Source organism: Rugamonas sp. DEMB1, from assembly GCF_029834475.1.
GTDB lineage: Bacteria > Pseudomonadota > Gammaproteobacteria > Burkholderiales > Burkholderiaceae_D > Rugamonas > Rugamonas rubra.
On sequence record NZ_CP122407.1, the window covers coordinates 2,099,421 to 2,118,965 of the forward strand.

Annotated in this window: 4 protein-coding genes; 3 read left to right on the forward strand and 1 reads right to left on the reverse strand. The window is 72.8% G+C overall.

Features of this window, described 5'->3' with window-relative positions; genetic code table 11:
- Window positions 1–334: 334 nt before the first annotated feature.
- The 3 genes from QC826_RS09750 to QC826_RS09760 all read left to right on the forward strand — a co-directional run bounded on the left by QC826_RS09750 (window position 335) and on the right by QC826_RS09760 (window position 17,866).
- A complete protein-coding gene (locus tag QC826_RS09750; protein ID WP_279765411.1) occupies window positions 335–15,784 on the forward strand; it encodes a non-ribosomal peptide synthetase in 15,450 nt (5,149 codons plus the stop codon).
- The gene (locus tag QC826_RS09755) at window positions 15,739–15,984 is read left to right on the forward strand and encodes a hypothetical protein (protein WP_279765412.1); all 246 of its coding nucleotides are present in this window, start codon (window positions 15,739–15,741) and stop codon (window positions 15,982–15,984) included. The genes QC826_RS09750 and QC826_RS09755 overlap by 46 nt, the downstream gene beginning before the upstream one ends.
- Before the next feature lie 109 nt (window positions 15,985–16,093).
- Entirely contained in the window at window positions 16,094–17,866 is a 1,773-nt protein-coding gene (locus QC826_RS09760; protein WP_279765413.1) for an ABC transporter ATP-binding protein, read from the forward strand.
- A gap of 146 nt (window positions 17,867–18,012) precedes the next feature.
- Here the strand turns inward: QC826_RS09760 and QC826_RS09765 are convergent, their stop codons facing one another.
- Complete coding sequence (locus tag QC826_RS09765; protein WP_279765414.1) at window positions 18,013–19,545, reverse strand: NAD(P)/FAD-dependent oxidoreductase; 1,533 nt, start codon at window positions 19,543–19,545, stop codon at window positions 18,013–18,015.

Here is a 19,545-nt window from a genome sequence, read left to right on the forward strand (position 1 = left end):
CCGATTCTTCCTGTCCGCGGCGACAGGGAGTGAGTCATCCTCCCCCGGCCTTGAACGCGTTTGGACAATTCACGGACTTGGCCAGGCATTCATCCCTTGCCTTCCATATTCTGAATCAACGCACGGTAGCGATTATCCGTTCTGTGCGCACACATAACCTTTAACAATATATTGCGGGCTATCACTTATTCAATTTCTTCCTACATTTCTTGTTGGCACAATATTTTTATGGAGAATGAAAATGCAAACCGAACAGAGTGCAAATATAGAACAAGGCGAGGCGCGCGAACGCGCGGATCGACTCGCCGCCGCAGGGCGGCCGACCGCGTTGCCGTTGAACCGTCACTCCGCCGCCGCCGGGCCGCCAGTCGGCGCCCAGCGGCGCGAGCTGGCGTCGGGCCTTTGCCTGCACGAACTGTTTGAACGACAGGCCGAGCGCGCGCCGGACGTGGTGGCGCTCGAGCAGGACGGCCGCCAGCTCACTTATCGCGAACTGAACGCGCAGGCCAACCGCCTGGCGCACCATCTGCGCGCGGCGGGCGTGGCGCCGGACCGTTTTGTCGCGATCTGCGCGCGGCGCAGCCCGGCGATGGTGGTCGGCATGCTGGCCGTGCTCAAGGCGGGCGGCGCCTACCTGCCGCTCGACCCGGCCTATCCGCCGGAACGGCTGAACGCCATGCTGCGCGACAGCGAGCCGGTGGCGGTGCTGGCGCAGGCCGAGCTGTGCGCCGGCCTCGAGTGCGGCGCCGCGCCGCTGCTGGCGCTCGACGCCGCGCCGGCGCCGTGGGCCGCGCAAGCGGAGCACAATCCCGGCCCGGCGCCCGGCCTGACGCCGCAGCACCTGGCCTACCTGGTGTACACCTCCGGCTCGACCGGCGTGCCCAAGGGCGTGATGGTGCCGCACCGCGCCATCGTCAACGAGGTGCTGGCCTTGGGCCTGCTGCACGGCCTTTCGCTCGGCCGGCGCCAGCTGCAATTCGTCTCGACCGCCTTCGACGTCTGCGTCGAGGACGTGTTCAGCACCCTGGCCTGCGGCGCCACGCTGGTGCTGCGCAGCGAGGCGTGGCTGGGCGACGCGGCCAACTTTTGGCGCCACTGCGCCGAGCAGCGCATCTCCGGCATGAATCTACCCGCGCTGTTCTGGGAACAGCTGGCGCTGGACGACGGCGCCGCCATCCCGTCCTGCGTGCGGCGCGTCGTGGTCGGCGGCGAAGCGATGGGCAAGGCCGCGCTGCGCGCCTGGTTCGACCGCGAGGGCCACCGGCCGGAGTTGTACAACGCCTATGGCCCCAGCGAGACCAGCGTGTGCGCCAGCGTGCAGCCGTGCGAGGACCGTGGCGACGCGGCGCAGCCGATCGGCCGGCCGATCGACAACACCAGCATGTACCTGCTGGACCAGGCCGGCCGGTTGGCGGCGCCCGGCGCGAGCGGCGAAATCCACATCGGCGGGCTCGGCGTGGCCAGGGGCTATCTGAAGCGGCCGGAGCTGACGCGGGCGCGCTTCCTCGCCGATCCCTTCTCGGACCAGCCGGAGGCGCGCATGTACCGCACCGGCGACCTGGGCCGCCAGCTGGAGGACGGCAGCATTGAATTCATCGGCCGCAACGACCAGCAGGTGAAGATTCGCGGCTTTCGCATCGAGCCGGGCGAGATCGAGGCGCGCCTGCGCGAACAGCCCGGGGTACGCGAGGCCACCGTGCTGGCGCGCGAAGACCATCCCGGCGACAAGCGCCTGGTCGCCTACCTGGTGGCGCGGCCGGACCGGGCGGCGCCGGACGCGCAGGCCCTGCGCGCGGCGCTGGCGCGCGTGCTGCCCGACTACATGCTGCCGGCCGCCTATGTGACGCTGGACGCGCTGCCGCAAACGCCGAACGGCAAGCTCGACCGCGCCGCTCTGCCGGCGCCGGCCGCCGACGCCTATGCGCAGCGGCCCCACCAGGCGCCGCGGGGCGCGACCGAGCAGGCCTTGGCGCGGATCTGGGCGGAGCTGCTGCGGCTGCCAAGCGTGGGACGGCAGGACAACTTCTTCGAACTGGGCGGCCATTCCCTGCTGGCGGTGCAGATGCTGTCGCGGCTGCGCCAGCGCCTCGGCGTGGAGGTGGCCTTGCAGGCGCTGTTCGACCAGCCGGTGTTGCGGGACTTCGCCGCCGTCGCGGCGCGGGCGACGGCCAGCGTGCTGCCCGCGCTGGTCCCGGCCCGGCGTCCGGCGGCGCTCCCGCTGTCGTTCGCGCAGCAGCGGCTGTGGATCGTCGCGCAGCTGGGCCGGCAGGCCGGCGCGGCCTACCACGTTCCCGGCGGCCTGCGCCTGAGCGGCCGCTTGGACCAGGCGGCGCTGGGCGCGGCGCTGGCGCGCATCGTGCAGCGCCACGAGGTGCTGCGCCTGTACATCGGGCAGGCCGACGGCGCGCCGTGCCAGCGCTTCACGCCGCAGGCCGAGCTGCCCTTCCATGTCCACGACCTGCGCGCCGCGCACGACGGGAAGGCGGCGCAGGCGCACTGGCGCCGGGTGGAGGCGCAGGCGCCGTTCGACCTGGCCGCCGGCCCCTTGATCCGGGCGCGGCTGTTGCGCACCGGCGAGCTGGAGCACGTGCTGCTGCTGACCATGCACCACATCGTCGCCGACGGCTGGTCGATGGGCGTGCTGGCCGACGAACTGGCGCGGCTGTACCGCGCCTACGCGCTGGAGGGCGTGCCCTACGGCGACGACCCGCTGGCGCCGCTGGCGGTGCAGTACGCCGACTACACGCTGTGGCAGCGCCAGTGGCTGGGCGGCGCGCTGCAGCAGGAGCAATTGGCCTACTGGCAGCGGCAACTGGCCGGCGCCCCGGCGCTGAACGCCTTGCCGACCGACCGGCCGCGTCCGCCGGTGCAGGACTTCGGCGGCGACAGCGTGGAGGTGCGCCTCGACGCCGGCTTGGGCGAGGCGCTGCGCGCCCTGTCGCGGCGCCACGGCACGACCCTCTACATGACCCTGCTGGCCGGCTGGGCGGCGCTGCTGGCCCGCCTGTCCGGCCAGGACGAGCTGGTGGTCGGCACGCCGGTGGCGAACCGCCGCAGCGCCGAGCTGGAGCCCTTGATCGGCTTCTTCGTCAACACCTTGGCGCTGCGGTTCGAGCTGGCCGGCGATCCCAGCGTCGGCGACTGGCTGGCCCAGGTGCGCCGGCGCGTGCTGGAGGCGCAGAACCACCAGGACCTGCCGTTCGAGCAGGTGGTCGAAGCGCTCAAACCGGAGCGCACGCCGGCCCACCATCCCTTGTTCCAGCTGATGTTCGCCTGGCAGAACGCGGCGGACGCCGCGCCGGACCTGCCGGGACTGGCGCTGGAGGCGCTGCCCGAGAAGGGCGGGCGCGGCACCCAGTTCGATCTCGCGTTGAGCCTGCGCGAGGAGGCGGACGGCGGGATCACCGGCGTGCTCAGCTACGCGACCGCGCTGTTCGAGCGCGACAGCGTGGAGCGGCATCTGGCCTACCTGGAGGTGCTGTTGCGCGGCATGGCGCGCGACGACAGCCAGCAGGTCGAGCGCATCGGGCTGCTCAGCGAGCGGCAACGGCGCCAGCTGCTGGTCGAGTGGAACGCCACGCGGCCGCTGGCCGCGCCGGCGTTGTGCCTGCACCAGCTGGTGGAACTGCAATGCGCGCGCACCCCCGACGCGGTGGCGGTCGAACAGGACGGCCGCCAGCTCAGCTACCGCGAGCTGAACGAACAGGCCAACCGGCTGGCGCACCATCTGCGCACGGTCGGCGTGGCGCCGGACCGGTTTGTCGCGCTGTGCGCGCTGCGCAGCCCGGCGATGGTGGTCGGCATGCTGGCCGTGCTCAAGGCCGGCGGCGCCTATGTGCCGCTCGATCCGGCCCATCCGCCGGACCGGCTGAACGCCATCCTGCGCGACAGCGCGCCGGTGGCGGTGCTGACCCAGGGCGGGCTGTGCGACGGCCTCGACTGCGGCGGCGCGGTGGTGCTGGCGCTCGACGCCGCGCCGGCGCCGTGGGCGGCCCGGCCGGCCGGCAACCCGGGCGAGATCGCCGGCGCGGCGCCGCGGCACCTGGCCTACCTGGTCTACACCTCCGGCTCCACCGGACAGCCCAAGGGCGTGATGGTGCCGCACCGCGCCATCGTCAACGAGGTGCTGGCGTTGGGCGAGCTGCACGGCCTGTGCGCCGGGCGCCGCCAGCTACAATTTGTCGCCACCGCCTTCGATGTCTGCGTCGAGGACGTCTTCAGCAGCCTGGCCAGCGGCGCCACGCTGGTGCTGCGTAGCGAAGCCTGGCTGGGCGACGCCGCCGGTTTCTGGCGCCACTGCGGCGAGCAGCGCATCTCCGGCATGAACCTGCCGGCGCTGTTCTGGGAACAGCTGGCGCTGGACCGCTACGCCGCCATTCCGCCCTGCGTGCGGCGCATCGTGGTCGGCGGCGAGGCGATGGGGGCGGGCGCGCTGCGCGCCTGGTTCGGCCGCGAAGGCCACCGGCCCGAGTTGTTCAACGCCTACGGCCCCAGCGAGACCGCCGTGTGCGCCAGCGTGCAGCAATGCGGCGACCGTGGCGGCGCCGCCGAACCGATCGGCCGGCCGATCGCCAACACGCGGATGTACCTGCTCGACCGGCACGGCCAACTGGTGCCGCCCGGCGCGGCCGGCGAGATCCATATCGGCGGTGCCGGCGTGGCCAGCGGCTATTTGAACCAGCCCGAGTTGACGCTTGAGCGCTTCGTCGCCGACCCGTTCCGCGGCGCGCCGGGGGCGCGCATGTACCGCACCGGCGACATCGGCCGTTGGCTGGCCGACGGCACGGTCGAATTCATCGGCCGCAACGACCGGCAGGTCAAGATACGCGGCTTTCGCGTCGAGCCGGGCGAGATCGAGGCCCGGCTCGAGCGCCTGCCCGGCGTCGGCAAATCGGCCGTGCTGGCGCGCGAAGACCGGCCCGGCGAAAAGCGCCTGGTGGCGTATCTGGCCGCCGCGCCGGGCCAAGCCGCGCCGGCCGTGCAGGAGCTGCGCCAGGCGCTGTCGCAGGTGCTGCCCGACTACATGGTGCCGGCCGCCTACGTGACGGTCGAGGCGTTGCCGCTGACGCCGAACGGCAAGCTGGACCGCCAGGCGCTGCCGGCGCCGGCCGCCGACGCCTACACGCAGCACGCCTACCAGGCGCCGCAAGGGCCGGTCGAGCAGGCGCTGGCGCAGATCTGGGCCGAGCTGCTGCGCGCCGAGCGGGTGGGGCGGCAGGACCATTTCTTTGAACTGGGCGGCCATTCGCTGCTGGCGGTGCAGATGACGGCGCGGCTGCGCCAGCGCCTGGGCGTGGAGGTCGCCCTGCAGGAAGTGTTTGCCCGGCCGGTGCTGCGCGACTTCGCCGCCGTGGTGGCGCAGACGGCGGCCAGCGCCATGCCGCCGCTGCTGCGCGGCCCGCGCCCGGCGACGATACCGCTGTCGTTCGCCCAGCAGCGGCTTTGGTTCATCGCGCAGATGGGCCGGCAGGCCAGCGCCGCCTACCACATTCCCGGCGGGCTGCGCCTGCGCGGCCGGCTCGACGAGGCGGCGCTGGCCGCCGCGCTGGCGCGCATCGTCCAGCGCCACGAGGTGCTGCGCACCCGCATCGAGCTGGTCGACGGCGAACCGAGCCAGCGCATCCTGGCGCAGGCCGCGCCGCCGCTGCAGCGGCACGACATCGGCGCGTCTTCCGACCCGGCCGCCGCGCTGGCGCACTGGCGCGAACTGGAGGCGCGGGCGCCGTTCGACCTGGCCGCCGGCCCGCTGCTGCGGGCGCGCCTGCTGCGGTTGGCCGCGCAGGAGCACGTGCTGCTGCTGACCATGCACCACATCGTCGCCGACGGTTGGTCGATGGGCGTGCTGGCCGACGAACTGGCGCGGCTGTACCGCGCCTACGCGCTGGAGGGCGTGCCCTACGGCGACGACCCGCTGGCGCCGCTGGCGGTGCAGTACGCCGACTACACGCTGTGGCAGCGCCAGTGGCTGGGCGGCGCGCTGCAGCAGGAGCAACTGGCCTACTGGCAGCGGCAACTGGCCGGCGCCCCGGCGCTGAACGCCTTGCCGACCGACCGGCCGCGTCCGCCGGTGCAGGACTTCGGCGGCGACAGCGTCGAGGTGCGCCTCGACGCCGGCCTGGGCGAGGCGCTGCGCGCCCTGTCGCGGCGCCACGGCACGACCCTGTACATGACCGTGCTGGCCGGCTGGGCGGCGCTGCTGGCGCGCCTGTCCGGCCAGGACGAGCTGGTGGTCGGCACGCCGGTGGCCAACCGCCGCAGCGCCGAGCTGGAGCCCTTGATCGGCTTCTTCGTCAACACCCTGGCGCTGCGGCTCGACCTGGCCGGCGATCCCAGCGTCGGCGACTGGCTGGCCCAGGTGCGCCAGCGCGTGCTGGAGGCGCAGAGCCACCAGGACCTGCCGTTCGAACAGGTGGTCGAGGTGCTCAAGCCGGAGCGCACGCTGGCCCACCATCCCCTGTTCCAGCTGATGTTCGTCTGGCAGAACGCGGCGGGCGCCGCGCCGGCCATGGCGGGGCTGGAGCTGGCGGCGCTGCCGGAGCAGGGCGGCCACGGCACCCAGTTCGATTTGGCGCTGAGCCTGCGCGAGGAGGCGGACGGGCGGATCACCGGCATGCTCAGCTACGCCACCGCGCTGTTCGAGCGCGACGGCGTGGAGCGCTATCTTGCCTACCTGCAGGTGCTGTTGCGCGGCATGGCGCGCGACGACAGCCAGCAGGTCGACCGCATCGACCTGCTGAGCGAGCAGCAGCGGCGCCAGCTGCTGGTCGAGTGGAACGCCACGCGGCCGCTGGCCGCGTCGGCGCTGTGCCTGCACCAGCTGGTGGAACTGCAATGCGCGCGCGCGCCCGACGCGGTGGCGGTGGAACAGGACGGCCGCCAGCTCAGCTACCGCGAGCTGAACGAACAGGCCAACCGGCTGGCGCACCATCTGCGCACGCTGGGCGTGGCGCCCGACCAGATGGTGGCGCTGTGCGCGCGGCGCAGCCCGGCGATGGTGGTCGGCATGCTGGCCGTGCTCAAGGCCGGCGGCGCGTATGTGCCGCTCGATCCGGCCTATCCGCCGGAACGGCTGAACGCCATCCTGCGCGACAGCGAGCCGGTGGCGGTGCTGACCCAGGGCGGGCTGTGCGACGGCCTCGATTGCGGCGGCGCGGTGATGCTGGCGCTCGACGCCGCGCCGGCGCCGTGGGCGGCCCAAGTGGCCGGCAACCCGGGCGACATCGCCGGCGTGGCCGGCGCGGCGCCGCACCATCTGGCCTATCTGGTCTACACCTCCGGCTCCACCGGACAGCCCAAGGGCGTGATGGTGCCGCACCGCGCCATCGTCAACGAGGTGCTGGCGTTGGGCGAGCTGCACGGCCTGTGCGCCGGGCGGCGCCAACTGCAGTTCGTCTCCACCGCCTTCGACGTCTGCGCCGAGGACGTGTTCAGCACCCTGGCCAGCGGCGCCACGCTGGTGCTGCGCAGTGAGGCCTGGCTGGGCGACGCCGCCAACTTCTGGCGCCACTGCCGCGCGCAGCGCATCTCCGGCATGAACCTGCCGGCGCTGTTCTGGGAACAGCTGGCGCTGGACCGGCGCGCCGCCATTCCGCCCTGCGTGCGGCGCATCGTGGTCGGCGGCGAGGCGATGGGGGCGGGCGCGCTGCGCGCCTGGTTCGGCCGCGAAGGCCACCGGCCCGAGCTGTTCAACGCCTACGGCCCGAGCGAGACCGCCGTGTGCGCCAGCGTGCAGCAATGCGGCGACCGTGGCGGCGCCGCCGAACCGATCGGCAAGCCGATCGCCAACACGCGGATGTACCTGCTCAACCGGCACGGCCAGCTGGTGCCGCCCGGCGTGGCCGGCGAGATCCATATCGGCGGGGCCGGCGTGGCCAGGGGCTATTTGAACCAGCCCGAGTTGACGCGCGAACGCTTCGTCGCCGACCCGTTCTGCGGCGCGCCGGGGGCGCGCATGTACCGCACCGGCGACATCGGCCGCTGGCTGGCCGACGGCACGGTCGAATTCATCGGCCGCAACGACCAGCAGGTCAAGATCCGCGGCTTCCGCATCGAGCCGGGCGAGATCGAGGTGCAGCTGTCGCGCCTGCCCGGCGTGGGCGAGGCGGTGGTCGTGCCACGGCAGGACCGTCCGGGCCACAAGTATCTGGCGGCCTATGTGGTGGCGCAGCCGGGCCAGCCGGCGCCGGCGGCGCACGATTTGCGCCAGGCGCTGTCGCACGTGCTGCCCGAGCACATGGTGCCGGCCGCCTACGTGGCGCTGGCCGCGCTGCCGCTCACGCCGAACGGCAAGCTCGATCGCGCCGCCTTGCCGGCGCCGCAGGCCGACGCCTATGCGCGCCACGACTACCAGGCGCCGCAGAGCGCGGCGGAAACGGCCGTCGCCCAGATCTGGGCCGAGTTGCTGCATGTCGACCGGGTCGGCCGGCTCGACAGTTTCTTCGCACTGGGCGGCCATTCGCTGCTGGCGGTGCAGATGACGGCGCGGCTGCGCCAGCGCCTCGGCGTCGAGGTGGCCCTGCAGGAGGTGTTCGCCGAGCCGGTGCTGCAAGACTTCGCCGAGGTGGTCGAACGGGCGGCGGCCAGCGCGCTGCCGCCGCTGCTGCCGGCCGCCCGTCCCGACACGATACCGCTGTCGTTCGCCCAGCAGCGCCTGTGGTTTGTCGCGCAGATGGGCGAACAGGCCAGCGCCGCCTACCATATCCCCGGCGGGCTGCGCCTGCGCGGCCGGCTCGACGAGGCGGCGCTGGCCGCCGCGCTGGCGCGCATCGTGCGGCGCCACGAGGCGCTGCGCACGCGCTTCGAACTGGTCGACGGCGAACCCCGCCAACGCATCGCCGCGCCGGTCGCGCCGGCCCTGGTCCGCCACACGCTGGACGACTGCGAGGACGGCACGGCGCAACTGGCCCACTGGCGCACGATGGAAGCGCTGGCGCCGTTCGACCTGGCCACCGGCCCGCTGCTGCGCGCGCGCCTGCTGCGGCTGGCCGCGCAGGAGCACGTGCTGCTGCTGACCATGCACCACATCGTCGCGGACGGTTGGTCGATGGGCGTGCTGGCCAAGGAACTGGCGGCGCTGTACCGCGCCTACGCCTCGGAGGGCGTGCCCCACGGCGTCGATCCGCTGGCGCCGCTGCCGGTGCAGTACGCCGACTACACCTTGTGGCAGCGCCAGTGGTTGGGCGGCGCGCTACAGCAGGAGCAACTGGCCTACTGGCAGCGCCAACTGGCCGGCGCCCCGGCGCTGCACGGCCTGCCGACCGACCGGCCGCGCCCCGCCGTGCAGGACTTCGGCGGCGACAGCCTGGCCGTGCGCTTGGAGCCGGAACTGTGCGACGCGCTGCGCGCCCTCTCGCAGCGCCACGGCACGACCCTGTATATGACCTTGCTGGGCGCCTGGGCGGCGCTGCTGGTGCGGCTGTCCGGCCAGGACGAGGTGGTGATCGGTTCGCCGGTCGCCAACCGCCGCAACGCCGAGGTGGAGCCGCTGATCGGCTTCTTCGTCAACACGCTGGCGCTGCGCCTCGAACTGGGCGGCGGGCCGACGGTCGGCGACTGGCTGGCCACGGTGCGCCGGCGCGTGCTGGAGGCGCAGAGCCACCAGGACGTGCCGTTCGAGCAGGTGGTGGAGGCGCTCAAACCGCAGCGTTCGCTGGCGCACCACCCGGTGTTCCAGCTGATGTTCGCCTGGCAGAACGCGGCCGGCGCCGCGCCGGCGCTGGACGGCCTGACGTTGGAGGCGCTGCCGGACGACGGCGCGCACGGCACCCAGTTCGAGCTGACGCTGAGCCTGCGCGAGGAGGCCGACGGCGCCATCGCCGGCGTGCTTGGCTATGCCACCGCCTTGTATGAACGGGCCACGGTGGAGCGCCATCTGGCGGCCCTGCGCAGGCTGCTGGCCGGTATGGGCCGCGACGACAGGCAGGCGATCGAGCGCATCGAGCTGCTCGACCAGGCGCAGCGCCGGCAACTGCTGCTGGCGTGGAACGACGCGCCGCGCGCGGCCGAGCCGCCCATCTGCATCCATCAGCTGTTCGAGCGGCAGGCGCTGCGTACGCCGGCGGCGGTGGCGGTGGAACAGGACGGCCGCCATTTGACGTATCGACAAATGAACGCCCAGGCCAACCGCTTGGCGCATCGATTGGCGGCGGACGGCGTGCGCCCCGGCGCGGCGGTGGCCGTGCTGTTGGCGCGCTCGATGCTGCTGGCGGTGGCGCAACTGGCCATCCTCAAGTGCGGCGCCTTCTACGTGCCGCTCGACCTGGAGGCCCCGGCGGAACGGCAGGCGGCGCTGATCGCCGATTGCGGCGCCGCCGTGGTGCTGGCCAGCCGCCGGCGCAAGCTGCCGGAGGCGGCCGGCTGGCGGCGTCTCGATCTCGACGCGACACCAGGCGCAGGGCAGGGTGTGGCCGAGGTGGACGCGCCGAACTGGCACGCCGCCTGGCCGAGCCACAACCCGGACCTGAGGGCCGACCCCGAAGCGATCGCCTACGTGATGTACACCTCCGGCTCGACCGGCCAACCGAAGGGCGTGATGGTGCCGCACCGGGCGATAGCGCGGGTGGTCGTCGACAACGGCTACGCCGCCTTCGACAGCAGCGACCGGGTGGCCTTCGCCGCCAACCCGGCCTTCGACGCGGCGACCATGGACGTGTGGGCGCCGCTGCTCAACGGCGGGCGGCTGGTGGTGGTCGACGCGGCTACCCTGCTGGCGCCGGAGCGGCTGGCGCGCCTGCTCGGCGAACACCGGATCACGGCGATGTTCCTGACCACGGCCCTGTTCAACCAGTATGCGCGGGCGATCCCCGAGGCGCTGGCCGGGCTGCGCTATCTGATGTGCGGCGGCGAACGGGCCGACCCGGCCGCGTTCGCGCGCCTGCTGGCGCAGGGCGGGCCGCGGCATCTGGTGCATTGCTACGGGCCGACCGAGACGACCACCTTCGCCACCACCTGCGAAATCTCCGCCGGCTTCGACGAGGCGGCGCCGCTGCCGATCGGCCGGCCGATCGCCGACACGCGCGTCTACCTGTTGGACCGCTTGGGCCAGCTGGTGCCGCCGGGTGCGGTGGGCGAAATCCACATCGGCGGGGCCGGCGTGGCCAGGGGCTATTTGAACCGCCCCGAGCTGAGCGCCGAGCGTTTCGTCGCCGATCCGTTTTCCGGTGCGCATGGTGTGCATAGTGCGCCAGGTGCGCGGATGTACCGCACCGGCGACCTGGGCCGCTGGCTGGCCGACGGCAGGCTGGAATTCCTCGGCCGCAACGACCAGCAGGTCAAGATCCGTGGCTTCCGCATCGAGCCGGGCGAGATCGAGGCGCAACTCGACCGCCTGCCCGGCGTGGCCAAGAGCGCCGTGCTGGCGCGCGAGGACCGGCCCGGCGAGAAGCGGCTGGTGGCCTACCTCGCCGCCGCGCCGGACCAGCCGGCGCCGGCCGCGCAGCAGCTGCGCCAGGCGCTGTCGCAGCTGCTGCCGGACTACATGGTGCCGGCCGCCTACGTGGTGCTGGACGCCTTGCCGCTGACGCCGAACGGCAAGCTCGATCGCAAGGCGCTGCCGGCGCCCGAGGCCGAGGCCTACGCGCAGCGCGCCTACCAGCCGCCGCAAGGGCCGGTCGAGCAGGCGCTGGCGCGGATCTGGAGCGGGCTGCTGCATGTTGAAAGGGTGGGGCGCGAGGACCACTTCTTCGAACTGGGCGGCCATTCCCTGCTGGCGGTGCAGATGACGGCGCGGCTGCGCCAGCGCCTCGGCGTGGAGGTGGCCTTGCAGGAGGTGTTCGCGCAGCCGGTGCTGCACCACTTCGCCCGCGTGGTCGAACAGGCGGCGGCCAGCGCGCTGCCGCCGCTGCTGCCGTGCGCCCGGCCCGACACGATACCGCTTTCGTTCGCCCAGCAGCGCCTGTGGTTCGTCGCGCAGATGGGCGAACAGGCCAGCGCGGCCTACCATATCCCCGGCGGGCTGCGGCTGCGCGGCCGGCTCGACGAGGCGGCGCTGGAGGCGGCTTTGGCGCGCATCGTGCAGCGCCACGAGGCGTTGCGCACGCGCTTCGAGCTGGTCGACGGCGAACCCTGCCAACGCATCGTCTCGCCGGTCGCGCCGGCTGCGCCGGCCCTGGTCCGGCACACGCTGGACGACTGCGAGGACGGCGCGGCGCAACTGGCCAACTGGCGCGCGCTGGAGGCGCAGGCGCCGTTCGACCTGGCCACCGGGCCGCTGCTGCGCGCGCGCCTGCTGCGGCTGGCCGCGCAGCAGCACGTGCTGCTGCTGACCATGCACCACATCGTCTCGGACGGCTGGTCGATGGGCGTGCTGGCCAAGGAACTGGCGGCGCTGTACCGCGCCTACGCCTTGGAGGGCGTGCCCCACGGCGTCGATCCGCTGGCGCCGCTGGCGGTGCAGTACGCCGATTACACGCTGTGGCAGCGCCAGTGGCTGGGCGGCGCCCTCCAGCAGGAGCAACTGGCATACTGGCAGCGCCAACTGGCCGGCGCCCCGGCGCTGCACGGCCTGCCGACCGACCGGCCGCGCCCCGCCGTGCAGGACTTCGGCGGCGACAGCCTGGCCGTGCGCTTGGAGCCGGAACTGTGCGACGCGCTGCGCGCCTTGTCGCAGCGCCACGGCACGACCCTGTACATGACTTTGTTGGCGGCCTGGGCCGCGCTGCTGGTCCGGTTGTCCGGCCAGGCCGAGGTGGTGATCGGTTCGCCGGTCGCCAACCGCCGCAACGCCGAGGTGGAACCGTTGATCGGCTTCTTCGTCAACACGCTGGCGCTGCGCCTTGAACTGGGCGGCGGGCCGACGGTCGGCGACTGGCTGGCCACGGTGCGCCGGCGCGTGCTGGAGGCGCAGAGCCACCAAGACGTGCCGTTCGAGCAGGTGGTGGAGGCGCTCAAGCCGCAGCGTTCGCTGGCCCACCACCCGGTGTTCCAGCTGATGTTCGCCTGGCAGAACGCGCCCGGCGCCGCGCCGGCGCTGGACGGACTGACGCTGGAGGCGCTGCCCGAGGATGGCGCGCACGGCAGCCAGTTCGAGCTGACGCTGAACCTGCATGAGGAGGCCGACGGCGCCATCGCCGGCGTGCTTGGCTATGCCACCGCCTTGTATGAACGGGCCACGGTGGAGCGCCATCTGGCGGCTCTGCACAGCATGCTGGCCGGAATGGGCCGCGACGACAGGCAGGCGATCGAGCGCATCGAGCTGCTCGACCAGGCGCAACGCCGGCAACTGCTGGTGGCGTGGAACGACGCGCCGCGCGCGGCCGGCCCGGCCGTTTGCATCCACCAGCTGTTCGAGCGGCAGGCGCTGCGCACGCCGCTGGCGGTGGCCGTCGAAAGAGACGACCACCGGCTCAGCTACCAGCAAGTCAATGAGCGGGCCAACCGGCTGGCGCACCGCCTGGCGGCGCAAGGCGTGCAGCCGGGCGCGGCGGTGGCCGTGCTGCTGGCGCGCTCGATGCTGCTGGTGGTGGCGCAACTGGCCATCCTCAAGTGCGGCGCCTTCTACGTGCCGCTCGACCTGGAGGCCCCGGCGGAACGACAGGCGGCGCTGATCGCCGATTGCGGCGCCGCCGTGGTGCTGACCAACCGCCTGCGCAAACTGCCGGAGGCGGCCGGCTGGCGGCGGCTGGATCTCGACGCGGCGCCCGGCGCCGGCCAGGTCGCGGCCGGGGTGGACGCGCCGCACTGGCACGCCGCCTGGCCGAGCCACAACCCGGACCTGAAGGCCGACCCCGAAGCGATCGCCTACGTGATGTACACCTCCGGCTCGACCGGCATGCCGAAGGGCGTGATGGTGCCGCACCGGGCGATAGCCCGGGTGGCCGTCGACAACGGCTACGCCGCCTTCGACGGCGGCGACCGGGTGGCCTTCGCCGCCAACCCGGCCTTCGACGCGGCGACCATGGACGTGTGGGCGCCGCTGCTCAACGGCGGGCGGCTGGTGGTGGTCGACGCGGCCACCCTGCTGGCGCCGCAACGGCTGGCGCGCCTGCTCGGGGAGCGGCGGATCACGGCGATGTTCCTGACCACGGCCCTGTTCAACCAGTACGCGCGGGCGATCCCCGAGGCGCTGGCCGGGCTGCGCTATCTGATGTGCGGCGGCGAACGGGCCGACCCGGCCGCCTTCGCGCGCCTGCTGGCGCAGGGCGGGCCGCGGCATCTGGTGCATTGCTACGGGCCGACCGAGACGACCACCTTCGCCACCACCTGCGAAATTTCCGCCGGCTTCGACGAGGCGGCGCCGCTGCCGATCGGCCGGCCGATCGCCGACACGCGCGTCTACCTGCTGGACCGCTTGGGCCAGCTGGTGCCGCCGGGTGCGGTGGGCGAAATCCACATCGGCGGGGCCGGCGTGGCCAGGGGTTATTTGAACCGCCCCGAGCTCAGCGCCGAGCGTTTCGTCGCCGATCCGTTTTCCGGTGCGCATGGTGTGCATAGTGCGCGGATGTACCGCACCGGCGACCTGGGCCGCTGGCTGGCCGACGGCAGGCTGGAATTCCTCGGCCGCAACGACCAGCAGGTCAAGATCCGTGGCTTCCGCATCGAGCCGGGCGAGATCGAGGCGCAACTCGACCGCCTGCCCGGCGTGGCCAAGAGCGCCGTGCTGGCGCGCGAGGACCGGCCCGGCGAGAAGCGGCTGGTGGCCTACCTCGCCGCCGCGCCGGACCAGCCGGCGCCGGCCGCGCAGCAGCTGCGCCAGGCGCTGTCGCAGCTGCTGCCGGACTACATGGTGCCGGCCGCCTACGTGGTGCTGGACGCCTTGCCGCTGACGCCGAACGGCAAGCTCGATCGCAAGGCGCTGCCGGCGCCCGAGGCCGACGCCTACGCGCAGCGCAGCTACCAGCCGCCGCAGGGACCGGTCGAGCAGGCGTTGGCGCGGATCTGGATCGAGCTGCTGCAGTTGGAGCGGGTGGGCCGGCGCGACAACTTCTTCGAACTGGGCGGCCATTCGCTGCTGGTGGTGCGCATGATCGAGGCGATGCGCGCGGTCGGCCTGGAACTCGACGTGCAAACCATCTTCCGCGCGCCGACCATCGAAGCCATCGCCGCCGAGGCGCGCCAGCAGGAGCAGGGCAATGCCCTGCTGGCGCGCCACCTGGTGCCGATTTCGGCCGGCGACAAGGCCAGCCGGCCGCTGTTCTTCATTCACGAACCGACCGGCCAGGTGCTGTCCTACGCCAAGGTGTCGCGCCACTTGGCGATGCCGGTGTATGGCGTGCAGGCGGTGCGCGAGGACGTCGGCCAGGCGCTCAGCGTGGAGGCGTTGGCGCGGCGCTATGTGGACGTGGTGCGCGCGGTGCAGGCGAAGGGGCCGTACCGCCTGTGCGGCTGGTCGGGCGGCGGCATCTTCGCCTACGAGCTGGCGCGCCAGTTGCTGGCCGGCGGCGAGGCCGTGGAGTTCCTCGGCATGATAGACAGCACCCATCCGCTGCACGTCGCGCCGATACCGCCGTTCACCGAGGAGCAGCGCCAATGGCAGTTCCTCAAGCTGCACACCCACTACCTGGACCACGATCTGGACGAGCAGGCGGTGGGCGTGCTGGACCGCCTCGGCAGCCTCGACGCGGCCGTCGCCCACTGCCGCCAGGCCGGCTGGCTGCCGCCCGGCTTCACCGTCGAGGAACTGGCCTGGCGCACCGCCATGTTCACCCAGTTCGGCGCGGCGTGTGTGGCTTATCGCCCGCCGCCGCTGCCGATACCGGTGCACCTGTTCACGGCGGAGGTGGCGCCCGGCAAGGGCCGAGCATGGGTTGGGCCGAGGTGGCCGGCGCCTCGCTGCGGTTGGCGCTGATCGGCGGCGACCACTTCACCATCGTGGAGGAACCGCTGGCCGGCAAGCTTGGCGCGGCCATTGATGTGGCCATTGAGGCGGCCATTGAGGCGGCGCCGGCCAACGCGCCGCGCCGCTCCCGGTCGGCGCTGGACCCCGGCTTGCTGGCCGGCCGGGGCGGCGCCGGCCGGAGTTCCGGCGGATCGACATCGAGGACGTGAGGGAGCTGCCAGGCCGGCAGCCGGCGCTTGCCGGCCCGGCCCCATATCATCAAGACGACGCGGGCCGGCCGGGCCGTGCCCGCGTCACACCAAGAGGAGTGTATTGATCATGACAACAACACCAATGTCGCGCGGCCTGGTCCATCTGGTCCGCATCGCCCAGCCGGCCAGACTTCCGTTGGCCGGCGCCACCGCCTTCGCCATCGCCGCCGTGGCGGCCGTGCTCAGCTTTCCCATCTTCGTGCGGCGCTTCGTCGACGAAATCGCCGCCGGGACGGTGCAGCCGGTCAGCGTCATGCTGCTGGCCGGCGTGCTGGTCGGCTCCAGCGTCGCCTTCACCGGCGCCGCCTATTTGCTGGCGCGGGTCGGCCACCGCGTGGTGGCGGCCCTGCGCACCCGCCTGATCGACAAGATGCTCAGGCTGAAGGTCGAGTCCTTCGACCGCGAAAGCACCGGCGCGCGGGTCAGCCGCGTGCTCAGCGACTGCGACGCCATCGCCGAGCTGGTGACGCGCCACGCCATCAACCTGTTGACCGGCGTGCTGCTGTTGGCCGGCGCGGTGACGGTGATGCTGGTCCTTGACGTGCGCTTGACGCTGGCGCTGCTGGCTTGCGTGGCCGCCGCCTTCGGCGTGGTGGTGCCCGTGTCGTTCGTGCTGGACCGCCTGTCGCGCCGCATCCAGGACCGCACGGCCGCGTTGGGTGGCATTCTGACCCACGTGTTCGCCGAGATCCGCCTGGTCAAGGCCTACACCGCCGAGGCTCGCGAGCGGGCCCGCTGCCAGCAGGAGGTCGAACAGATCCGCGCGCTCGGCATGAAGGTGGCCCGCACCAGCGCCGCGCTGGAACCGCTGATGAGCTTCGCCAGCAGCGCCGCCATCGTCGTGATCCTGGTGTACGGCACGCTGCGGGTCAGCCACGGCGAGATCAGCATCGGCACGCTGACCGCGTTCATTCTCTACATCTTCAGCATCGCCAACCCGCTGATCCAACTGACCCAGTTCACCGCCGGCCTGCAGAAGGCCAGGGGCGCGTCGGTGCGCATCGGCGAGATCCTGCGCGAGCCGGACGAGGCGGCGGCGCTGCCGGACGCGCCGGCGCAGCGCCACAACGGCGCGCTGGAGTTCCGCCAGGTGTCGTTCGCCTATCCGGGGCACGAGGCGACGGTGTTGCGCGGCATCGACCTCGTGTTCCGGCCCGGCACCACCACCGCCCTGGTGGGCGCCAGCGGCAACGGCAAGACCACCATCCTGTCGCTGATCGAGCGCTTCTACGAGCCGACCCACGGCGAGATCCTGCACAACGGCGCGCCGGTGTCGGCGGTGCCGCTGGCCGAGTGGCGCCGGAGGATAGGCTATGTGGCGCAGGGCGCGCCCATCATGCCGGGCAGTGTGCGCGACAACATCGTCTACGGCCTGGCCGGCGAGTTCTCGGACGCCGCCGTGCGCCACGCCGCCGAGCAGGCCGGCGCCTGGTCCTTCATCGAGCGCATGCCGCTGGCGCTGGACACCCTGCTGATCGAGCAGGGCAACAACCTGTCCGGCGGCCAGCGGCAGCGCATCGCCATCGCCCGCATGTTCCTGCGCGATCCCGACATCCTGATCCTCGACGAGGCCACCTCCAACCTCGACAGCGAGACCGAGCACCAGGTGAGGGTGGCGCTGGAGGCGTTGATGCGCGGGCGTACCAACGTGATCGTGGCGCACCGGCTGTCGACGGTGATGCATGCCGACCGCATCTACTTCTTGGAGAATGGCCGCATATCCGGGGCCGGCAACCATAGCGAGTTGATCGCCTCGCATCCCTACTACGCGCGGCTGGTGGCGCGCCAGTTCCGCGAGCCGGCCCAGGCCGACGCTGCGCTGAACGGGCCGGCTGACTAGGCGCGGCAAGGGGGGGCGGGGAGTGCAGCTAAGCTAAGCCCCCCATGATGCAAACCCTGGGGTCGGACCCCTCGGGGGTCCGACCCCGGCTCCACGCCTTTGGGTGGTGTTGAAGCCGTTGGCACCTTAATTTGGAGGCGCTGCTTTCAGCCGACGCTTACCAGCAGGCCGCGCTGCCACAGCCAGGCGGCGATGTGCTGGGCCTTGTGGCCGGGCATGCTGGCCGCCAGCATGTGCAGCAGCTGGGCCAGCGGCAGCGGCTGGACCAGCCTGGCCAAGTGGGGGAACAGCGCCTCGTTTTCCAGGAAGGCCAGCGGCCGCTCCAGATGGGGATGGTCGAGCGCGCTGTGCAGGAACACCCGGTCGTCGATCACGCAGGGCAGCTCGACGATTGTGGCGGCGCCGTGCAGGCGCAGCGGCAGTGCCGGGTTCAGGCCGGCCAGCGGTTTGAGCACCGGCGGCTGGTAGCCGGTCAAACGGGCGCGCTCGGCGGACAGGGCGGCCAGCAGTTCCGGCCACGCCGCGCCGTTGCCGCCACCTTCGCGGCGCGCCCCCGCTTCGCCGCCGGCCCCGGCTTCGCCGCGCACCCCGGCCTCGTAACGCGCGCGGGCTTGCCAGAAGGGCTGGTCGGCGCACCAGGCCTGGCCGTAGTACGCCTCGGTCCAGTGCGCGTGGCGCGCGCAGGCCTCTACCAGCCGGCCCTCGAAGAACCGCCGGGCCAGCGCGTCGCTGCCGGGGCGGTCGTCGCCCAGCACGGTATGCAGGGCTACCGCCGCCTGCAGCGAGAAGCGCATGGCCTTTTCCACGCCGGACGAGGAAACCGGATCGAGCGCGAAGGCCGCGTCGCCCAGCTTCAGATGACCGTCGCGCCAACTGTCGGGCGCCAGGTAGGGCGTGGCCGAGCACATTTGTACCGCGCCCAGCAGGGGCAGGGTGGACGCCGCGCGCAGCAACTGGCTGGCCGCGCAGGCGGCGCGCAGGCGGCCTTCGGGACCGGCCGGCGTGGCCTGTCGGGCCGCCTGCGGATCGCCGACCAGCATCAGCCGATAGCGCCCGCCGGGCAGGCGGCCGGCCCACAGCCAGCCGTGTTCGAGCGCCTCGACCTGGGTGGCGCCGTCCAATTGCGGCAGGGCCGACTGCTCGACCTCGCCCCACAGGGCCGCCAGCCGGGGCGCGCAGTCGATGCGTGGCGCCGCGCTTCGGCCGCTGGCGTCGAGGATGAAACGGGCGCGCACCTGGCGCGTGCGCGCTTCGCCGCACAGCAGGCCGACCTGCCAGTCGCCGGCCGCGCCGGCCAGGTGCAGCACGCGGGCCGGCTGTTCCACCTCGACGCCACGGCGCCGCGCCAACGCCAGCAGCGCCGCGTCGAAGCGGCCCCGGTCGACGATGGCCGAGCCGGCCTCCTGCAGCAGCTCGGGCGTGCGGCCGCGCCACAGCACCCGGCTGCCGGCGTGGGCGACATGGGGCACCGCCGCCAGCGCGTCGTTGGCGTCGAGCAGCTCGATGATGTTGCGCACCCCGGGCGTGAGCGCCTCGCCCACCTGCGGGCGCGGCCAGACGGCGCTGCGCTCGACCAGCAGCACGTGGTAGCCCAGCTGTTGCAGGCGCAGCGCCACGCTGGTGCCGGCCGGGCCGGCGCCGACCACCAGCGCGTCGAACGGGCTGTCGCCGTCGCGCAT

Coding starts and splice junctions, on each gene's coding strand:
- QC826_RS09755 (WP_279765412.1), top strand. CDS start 15,739: ATGGGTTGGGCCGAGGTGGCCGGCGCCTCGCTGCGGTTGGCGCTGATC.
- QC826_RS09760 (WP_279765413.1), top strand. CDS start 16,094: ATGACAACAACACCAATGTCGCGCGGCCTGGTCCATCTGGTCCGCATC.
- QC826_RS09765 (WP_279765414.1), bottom strand. CDS start 19,545: ATGCGCGACGGCGACAGCCCGTTCGACGCGCTGGTGGTCGGCGCCGGC.